Origin of the sequence: Allobosea sp., assembly GCF_036675845.1 — a bacterium.
In the GTDB taxonomy this organism is placed as follows: Bacteria; Pseudomonadota; Alphaproteobacteria; order Rhizobiales; family Beijerinckiaceae; genus Allobosea.
This window is the reverse complement of record NZ_JAKFED010000014.1, coordinates 1-9,586: the sequence shown is the minus strand read 5'-3', so window position 1 is coordinate 9,586 and position 9,586 is coordinate 1. Positions and strand designations below refer to the sequence as shown.

General features: G+C 68.1%; 9 protein-coding genes. 8 read left to right on the top strand and 1 reads right to left on the bottom strand.

From position 1 onward, the window contains the following. From V6M56_RS00690 to V6M56_RS00675, 4 genes are all read left to right on the top strand, one after another. Positions 1 to 423: FAD-binding protein (locus tag V6M56_RS00690; RefSeq protein WP_332680645.1), on the top strand; the 423-nt coding region annotated here is incomplete at its 5' end. A 58-nt stretch (positions 424 to 481) separates the two neighbouring features. After that, positions 482 to 1,267 carry an enoyl-CoA hydratase-related protein gene (locus V6M56_RS00685; RefSeq protein ID WP_332680644.1) on the top strand — a complete coding sequence of 262 codons (786 nt, stop codon included), beginning with the start codon at positions 482 to 484 and terminating at the stop codon, positions 1,265 to 1,267. Positions 1,268 to 1,297: 30 nt separating this feature from the next. Further along, complete coding sequence (locus tag V6M56_RS00680) at positions 1,298 to 2,098, top strand: shikimate dehydrogenase family protein (protein WP_332680643.1); 801 nt, start codon at positions 1,298 to 1,300, stop codon at positions 2,096 to 2,098. A gap of 35 nt (positions 2,099 to 2,133) precedes the next feature. Further along, a complete protein-coding gene (locus V6M56_RS00675) occupies positions 2,134 to 2,967 on the top strand; it encodes a shikimate dehydrogenase (RefSeq protein WP_332680642.1) in 834 nt (277 codons plus the stop codon). 235 nt (positions 2,968 to 3,202) lie between these two features. Here the strand turns inward: V6M56_RS00675 and V6M56_RS00670 are convergent, their stop codons facing one another. Then, positions 3,203 to 4,045 (bottom strand): IclR family transcriptional regulator, encoded by an 843-nt coding sequence (locus V6M56_RS00670; protein ID WP_332680641.1) that lies wholly within the window; start codon positions 4,043 to 4,045, stop codon positions 3,203 to 3,205. A 257-nt stretch (positions 4,046 to 4,302) separates the two neighbouring features. On the opposite strand from V6M56_RS00670, the gene V6M56_RS00665 reads away from it, so the two are divergent. The 4 genes from V6M56_RS00665 to V6M56_RS00650 form a co-directional block, all read left to right on the top strand. Further along, complete coding sequence (locus V6M56_RS00665; RefSeq protein ID WP_332680640.1) at positions 4,303 to 5,577, top strand: ABC transporter substrate-binding protein; 1,275 nt, start codon at positions 4,303 to 4,305, stop codon at positions 5,575 to 5,577. Between the two features lie 101 nt (positions 5,578 to 5,678). Then, positions 5,679 to 6,548 carry a branched-chain amino acid ABC transporter permease gene (locus V6M56_RS00660; protein ID WP_332680639.1) on the top strand — a complete coding sequence of 290 codons (870 nt, stop codon included), beginning with the start codon at positions 5,679 to 5,681 and terminating at the stop codon, positions 6,546 to 6,548. Further along, complete coding sequence (locus V6M56_RS00655) at positions 6,545 to 9,064, top strand: branched-chain amino acid ABC transporter ATP-binding protein/permease (protein ID WP_332680638.1); 2,520 nt, start codon at positions 6,545 to 6,547, stop codon at positions 9,062 to 9,064. Before V6M56_RS00660 ends, V6M56_RS00655 begins: the two co-directional genes overlap by 4 nt. 7 nt (positions 9,065 to 9,071) lie before the next feature. Continuing rightward, on the top strand, positions 9,072 to 9,586 hold a 515-nt coding region (locus V6M56_RS00650; protein ID WP_332680637.1), incomplete at its 3' end, for a shikimate dehydrogenase family protein.

The following is a 9,586-nucleotide window of genomic DNA, read 5'->3' as shown; positions in this document are numbered from 1 at the left end:
GGGAAGACCATCGCCGAACTCGCCGGCAAGCTCGACATCGACGCCGCGCAGCTGCAGGCGACGGTCGCGCAGTTCAACGGCTATGCGGCCAGCGGCACCGACCCGGATTTCGGCCGCGGCGTCACCGCCTATCAGCGCAATCTCGGCGACCCCAAGGTCGGCCCGAACCCGACCATGCGGGCGCTGAAGGCTCCGTTCTACGCGCTCAAGCTCTATCCCGGCGATATCGGCGCCAGCGCCGGCCTCGCCACCGACGCCCAGGCGCGGGTGCTCGGCGAGAACGGGCCGATCGGCGGGCTCTATGCCGTCGGCAACGACCAGAATTCGGTGATGGCCGGGACCTATCCGGGGCCCGGCATCACGCTCGGGCCGGGCATCACCTTCGCCTATGTCGCGGTCAAGGATGCGCTCGCCGCCGCCTGAGGCCTTCCAACTCGCGCCGGCCCTGCGCGGCCGGCCCTTGCAGCACAGCGGGGAAGCCATGTCCGAACCGAAATACACGCAGGCCGAGGCCGAGGACGGGGTGCTGACCGTCACCATCAACCGGCCCGAGGTGCTGAACGCGCTCAGCAACGAGGCCCATCACGAGCTCGCCGGCATCTTCGACCGCTTCGCGGCCGATAGCAGCTTGCGCGTCGCGATCCTGACCTCGGCCGGCGAACGCGCCTTCTGCGTCGGCAGCGACCTGAAGGCGAAGGCGGCGGCCGGCACCTCGGTCGAGGCTTCGCCCGCCACCGGTTTCGCCGGACTGTGCATGCGCTTTGACCTCAACAAGCCGGTGATCGCCGCCGTCAACGGCCATGCCTTCGGCGGCGGGGTGGAGATCGTGCTGGCCTGCGACCTCGCCATCGCCGCCGAACATGCCGTGTTCAGCCTGCCCGAGCCGCTGGTCGGGCTCGCGGCGCTCGGCGGCGGCGGCCTGCAGCGGCTGGTGCGGCAGATCCCGCTGAAGCAGGCGATGCGCCTGATCCTGACCGGAGAGCGCATCGATGCGAAGCGCGCCGTCGAGATCGGGCTGATCAACGAGGTGGTGCCGGCAGCCGAGCTGATGGCGAAAGCCCGCGAGCTGGCACGGCAGATCGTGCGTTGCGCGCCACTCGCCATCGAGGCCTCCAAGGCAGTCGCGCTCTCGAGCCTGTCCTCCTCGCTGGAGCGTAGCATTCTCGACCAGCACCCGACGGCGGTCAGGCTCTGGGCCAGCCAGGACGCGATCGAGGGGCCGAAGGCCTTCGCCGAAAAACGCCAGGCGGTCTGGCAGGGGCGCTGATCGCGCCACAGACATCACACGGGGAGATCCATGCTCGACGGTTTCAGCGGCGCGACGCGCGTCTACTTCATCATCGGCCACCCGATCGCGCAGGTGAAAGCGCCGAGCGGCATGACGCGCCTGCTGGAAGCCAGCGGCAAGGACGCGATCATGGTGCCGATCGACATCCTGCCCGCCGATGTGCCGGCCTTCATCGAACTCGCCGGCCGGCTGCCGAACTGCGACGGCATCTGCATCACCGTGCCACACAAGTTCGCGGTGGTGGCGCATTGCAGGACGATGTCGAAGACCACGGAACTGCTCGGCTCGGCCAATGTCATGCGCCGCAACCCCGACGGCTCCTGGCATGGCGACATGTTCGACGGGCCGGGCCATGTCGGCGCCATGCTGAAGAACGGTGCGGTGCTCGAAGGCAAGCGCGCCTTGCTGATCGGCGCCGGCGGCGCCGGCAGCGCGATCGGCCTTGCCCTGCTCGACGCCGGCGTGCGCGAGCTTGCGGTCCATGACGCCGATCCCGGCCGCCGCGACGCGCTGATCGGCAAGCTCCTCCGAGCCCATCCGGGCAAGGTCGTCATCGGCTCGGCCGATCCGAGCGGTTTCGACACCGTCTCGAACGCCACGCCGGCCGGGATGGCGGAAGGCGATGCCTTGCCGATCGATATCGCGCGGCTGTCGCCGGAAACCTTCGTCAGCGACGTCGTCACCAAGCCGGCCCTGCCGCCGCTGATCGAGGCGGCGCGCCGGCTCGGCTGCCCGAACTCGACCGGCATCGAGATGTTCGAATCCGAGACCTCGCTGATGCTGAAGTTCTGGCTCGAAACCGCGCGCTGAAGCCGGCGCCGCCACAGCGACAGGATCCGTTCCAGATGACCACCCTGACGGGCAGGACCCGCCTCGCCGGACTTCTCGGCTGGCCGGTCATGCATTCGCGCTCGCCGCTGATGCACGGCTACTGGCTGAAGCGCCACGGCATCGACGGCGCCTATGTGCCGCTCCCGGCCGAGCGCGATTTCGAGATCGCAGTGCGCGGCCTGCAGGCGGCCGGCTTCCGCGGCGTGAACGTGACCAAGCCGCACAAGGAGGCCGCCTTCGCGATCTGCGACATGGTCGAACCCTCGGCGCTGCGGGCCGGCGCCGTCAACACGCTGGTCTTCGACGAGCGCGGCATCAGCGGCAGCAACACCGACGGCTTCGGCTTCATGGCCGGGCTGGCGGAGGCCGGCATCGCGGCCGAGGGAGCGCGCGTGCTGGTGCTGGGTGCCGGCGGCGGATCACGCGCCGTCTGCGCGGCGCTGCTCGACGCCGGCGCCGCCGTGACGCTGGCCAATCGCAGCCGCGAGCGGGCCGAGCGCGTCGCCGCCGCCTTGCCGGGGCTGAGCGTGACGGATTGGGAGCGGCGCGAGCGGGCGCTCGGCGATTGCGACCTGCTGGTCAACACCACCTCGCTCGGCATGGCGGGCAACGCGCCGCTGACACTCGAGCTTGGACGGGCGAAGGCGTCGCTCTGCGTCGCCGACATCGTCTATGTGCCGCTTGAGACCCCGCTGCTGGCCCAGGCGCGCGAAGCCGGGCTGCGCACCGTCGACGGGCTCGCCATGCTGCTGCATCAGGCAAGGCCGGGCTTCAAAGCCTGGTTCGGGATCGACCCTGTCGTCGATGCCGAATTGCGCCGGACCGTCCTCGCCAGCCTCGACGGCTGAGGCGGCTGACCCCAATAGATTGCCTCTCCACCCTGGAAACAAACGCGCCGTCATTCCGGAGAAGCCGCGCAGCGGCGCTGATCCGGAATCCATCGGAGGGCTCAACGCCCTATGATGGATTCCGGGTCTGCGCTTCGCTTGCCCGGAATGACGGCGCGTTTCGACCGAATCCGTAAAGCGTCGAGATCGCGCTTCCTATTTCAGGCGAGCAGCTCACGAGCCGCCCGATAACCCATCAGACGAAGATGTTCGGCCGCGGCTCGCCGGGGCGCTCGATCGGCGCGTGGACGGCCGGCGAGAGTTGGCCGAGCTCCCGGGTCGCCGCCAGGAGCAGCGGCGCGATCTGGACCATGCGCTCCTCGGTCAGGCGCACGAACGGCCCGGCGATGCTGACCGTGCCGGTGACGCGCTGGTCGATCGAGGAGCGAATCGGCGCGGCGATGGCGTTCATCCACTGCGAGAAGGTCTGCTGGGTCACGACATAGCCGAGCATGCGCGCCTCGCGCAGGCGGCGGCGGATCGCCTGCGGCGTCTGCGGTGCGTTCGGGCCGTATTCGGTGCGCGAGCCGTAGCCCTGCTTGTCGATCTGGGCCAGCGCCTCGTCATCGGTCATGGTCGAGAGCCAGGCGAGGCCGGAGGAGGAGCAGGACAGTCTTGCCTCCTGGCCGGTCTCGGGGTCGTAGCGCAGGCCGGCGCGGGCGCCCTGGGCCTTGGCGACGAAGGTGAGCTGGTCATTGTCGAGGATGGCGACGCGGACGAGCTCGCCGCATTCCTGGGCCAGCCGGTCGATCACCGGCTGCATCAGATCGGTGATGCCGTGGCCGGAAAGGTAGCGGAAGCCGAGCGAGGCGATCTTGGCGGTCAGGACATAGGAGCCGAAATCGCGCTCCTGGCGCACATAACCCTCCTCGACCAGGCTGGCGAGCAGGCGGTGTGTGGCGCTGCGCGGGATCTTGATCGCGTCCGCGACCTCATAGAACAGCATGCCCTGCGGGTAGCTCGAGAGGATCTCGAGAATCCGCAAGGTGCGCTTCAGGATGCCGTCGGGCCCCGCGCCTTCGTCCTTGATCCTGGACATCGTCTTCTCCGCAGCACTGGCCGCCGCAGGATAGCCGAGGCGGGCCGTTGATCACAATCGTTCCAATCCGGCCATCCACCGCAGACTGCCCTGCCGAACCAGGGCTAAGTCCCTGTGATCTCCGCGCTTGTCAACGCCGTCCGGAATCCTGTCCACGTCGGATTCTGAAACTGGACTTTAATTCCAGTTTACGGTACCGGTATCTCAAGCCAGCCACAAGGCAGCATCGACAAGACACCGCAACCGGAGGAGAACCCATGACCCGAAAGATCGAAGATGGCGGCAGGAAGCCCGGCGCGTCGCGCCGCTCGCTTCTGCTGGGAGCCGGCGGCCTCGCCGCGACGCAGGTTGTCGGCGCCAAGCTCGGCATGCCCTATATCGGCAACGCCGCTGCGGCCGAGCCGATCAAGATCGGCATGATCTGGGCCAAGACCGGCGCCATCGTCGACCAGTCGACCTTCCTGGCACAGGGCGGGTTCTTCGCCGCCGAACAGCGCAACAACCAGTTGCTCGGTCGGCCGATCGAGATCATCTGGCTCGACGAGCCGAATCCGCAGGGCGCGCAGCTCAACGCCCAGCGCCTGATCGACGAGCACAAGGTCGTGGCGCTGATCGGCGGGGCGCAGAGCTCGTTCGCGCTGGCCATCTCCGCCGTCGCCAAGAAGGCGAAGATCCCTTACGTCGCCGCCAATGCCGCGGCCGTCGACCTGACCGGCAAGCTCTGCAACAAATACACCTTCCGGCTGCAGCCGCCGGTCGACGTCCACACCCGCATCCTGGCGCCCTACTGCCTCGACATCGGCAAGAAGTGGTACCTGCTGACCGCGGCCTTCGCCTTCGGCCAGGACATCAAGGCGACCTTCACCGACTTCATCACCAAGAATGGCGGCACCGTGGTCGGCGCCGACGAGGTGCCGGTCAACACTGCCGACTACAGCTCGTTCATCCTGAAGATCCGCGCCGCCAAGCCCGATGTCGTCATCGGCGGCGTCTCGGCCAGCGACCTCACCACCTTCCTGAAGCAGTGGAACGAGCTCGGCATGAAGGGCAAGATCCCCTTCGCCGAGATCTCGATCGGCAATACCGACATCTGGGGCGTCGGCCCCGACGCGGCGACCGGCATCTTCACCAAGGTCTGGTACTACAACAATCCGGGCAACAGCCCGGAGGACAAGGCGTTCGCCGAGGCCTATCTGAAGAAGTTCAACCAGCCCGCACCGGACAAGGCCTGGATGGGCTGGTTCGGCATGCGCTCGCTGCTGGAATCGATCGAGCTCGCCAAGTCGACCGAGCCTGCCGCCATCGTCAAGGCGCTGGAGACCTGGCGCGTCAAGGAAGGCGACCTCGAGGTCGGCTATCGCGATTTCGACCACCAGATGAAGCGCCGGACGATCATCTGCAAGGTCAAGGACAAGATCACCGACAAATGGGACTATGTCGACGTGATCGAGAACGCGCCGCGTTCGATCGCCGATGTCGACAAGGCCTTCGGCTCCGCGGCCGAGAGCGCCTGCCAGATGGACAGCATCTAGCCTCTTCGTCCGCCCCTCAACCTCTTCGCGCGCCGGGCCGGCAACGGCCCGGCGCCTCATCCATCCGGCCGCACCCGCGCCGGAGCGGGAAGGGTCGCAGCATGCTCGACATGATCATCTCCCAGGCGGTCAACGGCCTCATCCTGGGCTTTCTCTACGTCCTCATCGCCATCGGGCTGTCGATCATCTTCGGCATGCTCGGCATCGTGAACTTCGCCCATGGCTCGTTCTTCGCCATCGGCGCCTATCTCGCTCTGGTGCTGGCCCGCGATTTCGGCTGGCCGGCGGCGCTGCTCTCGCCGCTGATCGTCGGGCTGATCGGGATGATCGTCGAGAAGACGCTGATCCGGCATCTCTACGGCAAGGAACCGCTGCTCGGCCTGATCCTGACCTTCGCGCTGGCGCTGCTGGCCGAGGCGCTGCTGCGGCTGATCTTCGGCGGCGCCCCGATCCCGTTCAGCCCGCCGCGCTTTCTCGCCGGCTTCATCGAGTACGGCCCGATCCTGATCACCAAATACCGGATGTTCGTGCTGGCGGTGACGGTGCTGGCGCTGATCAGCTTCTGGGCCTTCCTGCGCTTCACGCGCTTCGGCCGGATCATCCGGGCCGGCTCGCGCGACGCCGAGATGGTCGGCCTGCTCGGCATCAACCTGCCGATCGTGCTCAGCGGCGTCTTCGGCATCGGCTGCCTGCTCGCCGGCCTCGCCGGTATGCTGGCCGGGCCGCTCTGGACGGTGATCCCGAGCATGGCGGCGGGCGCGATCATGCCCGCCTTCGTCATCGTCACCATCGGCGGCCTCGGCTCCTATTCGGGCGCGATCATCGCCGGGCTGCTGGTCGGCCTCACCACAGCGATGAGCATCCAGTTCTTCCCCGCCTGGTCGGGCGCGGCGATGTACGTGCTCATGGCCGTCATCCTTCTCATCCGTCCGCGCGGCCTGTTCGGCGAGCGCTGGGAGAGGTTCGAATGAACACCCGCAACCTTATGATGAACCCGATCCTGTGGATCGCCGTCGTCTTCGCCGCGCTGACCTTCGCCTGGCTCGGACAGGGCGCGCCGGTCAACCTGATCACGCAGATCGCGATCTACACGCTCTACGGCGCCGGGGTGAACCTGCTCGTCGGCTATACCGGGCTCGTGCCCTTCGGCGCCTCGGTGTTCTTCGGCTGCGCCAGCTACATCACCGCCTTCCTGCTGCTCGGACCGGTTCGGCAGGACATCATGGCGCTGGTGCTGACGATCCTGTTCTCGCTGGTGCTGGCGGCTGCGCTCGGCGCGCTGATCCTGCGCCGGCGCGGCCTCTACTTCTCGCTGCTCACCCTCGCCTGCTCGCAGATCGCCTTCGAGGTCGCCTATAAATGGACTGCCGTCACCGGCGGCGAGAACGGGCTGCAGGGCGTGCCGCGCACCAGCTTCGGCACCGAGATGCAGTTCCACATCTTCGCGCTGGTGACGGTCGTCGCCGGCATGTGGTTCCTCTGGCGGCTGGCGCATGCGCCCTTCGGCCGGGTGCTGCAGGCGGTGCGCGACAACGAGCAGCGGGCGAGCAGCCTCGGCTACAACACCTATCTGGTGAAGCTTGGCGGCTTCGTCATCATGGCCGGCATCGTCGGCTTTGCCGGCGGCCTGCTGACGCTGATGCTGCAGGGCGTCTACGCCAATAATCTCGGCTGGCAGCGCGCCGGCGACTCGCTGCTGATGACCGTGCTCGGCGGCGTGCACCACTTCCTCGGCCCGCTCTGGGGGGCGATCGCCTTCATCATCCTGGAGAACCGGCTCTCGGCGATCACCGAGAACTGGTGGCTGATCTTCGCGCCGATCATCATCGCCTTCGCCCTGCTCTCCCCCGAGGGCATGCAGGGGCTGGTGCAGCGCGCGCTGAAGCGCGAGCGCTGGACGCTGACGCGCAACACGATCCCGGCGCGGCCGGCCGTGATCAAGCCCTATGAAAGCGCCGGCCAGGCGATGGATCCGAACAAGCCGATCCTGGAGACCCGCAAGCTCAACAAGAGCTTCGGCAGCCTGGTGACGGCCCACGACATCGACCTATCGGTACGGCCCTTCGTGCTGCACTCGATCATCGGCCCGAACGGCGCCGGCAAGACCACCTTCTACAATATGCTGACCGGCGTGCTGCCGCCGAGCGCCGGGCAGATCCTGTTCGAGGGCAAGGACATCACCAGGCTGCCGATGTATGCCCGCGCCCGGCTCGGCATCAGCCGCTCCTTCCAGATCCTCTCGATCTTCCCGAACCTCTCGGTGTTCGAGAATGTGCGCGTCGCCGTCCAGGCGCAGCGCCATGGCGCGCTCGGTTTCATCACCGACGCGCATGACCTGGAAGCCCTGAACGAGCGGACATGGTCGATCCTCGACGCGGTCGGCCTCGCCGACCGGGCGGCCGAGCCGTGCATGAACCTGCCGCACGGCGCCAAGCGGCTGCTCGAGATCGCCGTCACGCTCGCGATCGATTCCAAGCTGCTGCTGCTCGACGAACCACTGGCCGGCCTTGCCGAGGCCGACCGGCACGTCGTCGCCGAGCTGATCCGCAGCCTGTCGAAGAAGCACGCCGTGCTGCTGATCGAGCACGACATCGACCGTGTTCTCGCGATCTCGGAACGGATCTCGGTTCTGCACCAGGGCCGGATGATCGCCGACGGCAAGCCGGCCGAGGTGGCGCGCAACCCGGAAGTGATCGCCGCCTATCTCGGCGCCGCCAAGGGTGCGGAAAAGGCACCGCCGGCAGTCGAGCGCGCCGCCCATGCCGCCGGCAAGGTGCTGCTCGAGGCCAAGGGCATCGCCGTCGGCTATGGCGGCAGCACGGTGCTGAACGGCGTCGACCTCGTCGTGCACGAAGGCGAGGCTGTGGCGCTGCTCGGCCGCAACGGCGTCGGCAAGACCACGACGCTGCGCGCCCTCACCGGGACGCTGCCGCTCGATGCCGGCACGCTCTCCTTCGAGGGCGCCGATCTCGGGGCGCTGAAGCCCTACGAGATCAACCGGCTCGGCATCGCGCTGGTACCGGAGGGGCGGCGGCTGTTCCCGAACCTGACCGTGATCGAGAACCTGCAGATCGCGGCCAGGCCCGGCGGGCTCAGCATCGAGGAGTGCTTCGCGCTGTTCCCGCGGCTGCGCACGCGCCAGAAGGCGCAAGCCGAGAACCTCTCCGGCGGCGAACGCCAGATGGTGGCGATCGCCCGGGCTCTCGTCGTGCCGAGCAAGCTGATCCTGCTCGACGAACCCTTCGAGGGCCTTGCGCCTGCGGTGGTCGAGGAGGTGATGGCGGCGCTGGTCAAGCTGCGCGGCAAGGTCGCGATGGTGATCGTCGAGCATCATGCCGAAACCGTGCTGCCGATCGTCGACCGGGCCATGGTGCTGGTCAACGGCAAGGTCGCCTTCGCCGGCGACGCCGGCATGCTGGAGCGGGACCATGCCCTCCAGGCGAAGCTGCTCGGCGTCGTCCAGGCCGACGAAACCGTGGCGGCCTGAGGTGGCGATGGACCCGAGCAGCCTGACCACCAACCTCGACGGAGCGACGCGGCTTCACCTGATCATCGGCGACCCGATCGCCCAGGTGAAGTCGCCGGCCGGCCTGACCGGGAAGTTCGTCGCCGCGGGGAGGAACGACATCGTCGTGCCGATCCGGGTGACGAGCGCCGACCTGCCGGCCTTCCTCGCCGGGGTGAGCCTGGCGCGCAATGTCGACAGCATCATCATCACCATCCCGCATAAATTCGCCTGCTTCGCGCATTACGAGAGCGTATCGGAGCGGGCGCGCCTGCTCGGCGCGGTGCAGCACATGCGCCGCACCGCTTCCGGCGGCTGGCATGGCGAGAATTTCGACGGGGTCAGCTTCGTGGCGGGAGCGCGCGAGCGCGGGGCCCGCTTCGAAGGCGCCCGGGCGCTGCTGATCGGCGCCGGCGGCGCCGGTTCCGCGATCGCTCTCTCGCTCGCCGAGGCCGGCGTCTCGGAGCTGGCGATCCATGATACCGACCCCGGCCGCCGCGAGGC

Bases quoted from the DNA above. Each gene is read 5' to 3' on its own strand.
- V6M56_RS00670 (WP_332680641.1), bottom strand. From the start codon at position 4,045: ATGTCCAGGATCAAGGACGAAGGCGCGGGGCCCGACGGCATCCTGAAG.
- V6M56_RS00685 (WP_332680644.1), top strand. From the start codon at position 482: ATGTCCGAACCGAAATACACGCAGGCCGAGGCCGAGGACGGGGTGCTG.
- V6M56_RS00675 (WP_332680642.1), top strand. From the start codon at position 2,134: ATGACCACCCTGACGGGCAGGACCCGCCTCGCCGGACTTCTCGGCTGG.
- V6M56_RS00655 (WP_332680638.1), top strand. From the start codon at position 6,545: ATGAACACCCGCAACCTTATGATGAACCCGATCCTGTGGATCGCCGTC.
- V6M56_RS00660 (WP_332680639.1), top strand. From the start codon at position 5,679: ATGCTCGACATGATCATCTCCCAGGCGGTCAACGGCCTCATCCTGGGC.
- V6M56_RS00680 (WP_332680643.1), top strand. From the start codon at position 1,298: ATGCTCGACGGTTTCAGCGGCGCGACGCGCGTCTACTTCATCATCGGC.
- V6M56_RS00665 (WP_332680640.1), top strand. From the start codon at position 4,303: ATGACCCGAAAGATCGAAGATGGCGGCAGGAAGCCCGGCGCGTCGCGC.